General features: G+C 76.3%; 1 protein-coding gene. It reads right to left on the bottom strand.

Features of this window, described 5'->3' with window-relative positions:
- Positions 1–299, bottom strand: a 299-nt coding sequence (locus tag JHD62_RS22100; protein WP_199104668.1) for a hypothetical protein, incomplete at both ends; no start/stop codon positions are given.

Raw genomic sequence — 299 nt, 5'->3', positions numbered from 1 at the left:
CCCCCCCCCCCCCCCCCCCCCCCCCCCCCCCCCCCCCCCCCCCCCCCCCCCCCCCCCCCCCCCCCCCCCCCCCCCCCCCCCCCCCCCCCCCCCCCCCCCCACCCCCCCCCCCCCCCCCCCCCCCCCCACATCTTACTGTTCGTCGGCAGCGTCAGATGTGTATAAGAGACAGGGCTGATCTTGCTGCCCTTGGGCAGCCCGGCCTCGCTCTGGCGGATCAACTGCTGGATTTCGCTGGCCACCGCGCCCAGGTCGCGCCCACGCACATTGGCGTAAATGTCCACTGCTGGCTGGATATT

Source organism: Aquitalea sp. ASV11, assembly GCF_016429185.1.
Lineage (GTDB): Bacteria > Pseudomonadota > Gammaproteobacteria > Burkholderiales > Chromobacteriaceae > Aquitalea > Aquitalea pelogenes.
The sequence above is the reverse complement of the archived record's forward strand: the minus strand, read 5'-3'. Positions and strand labels throughout refer to the sequence as shown.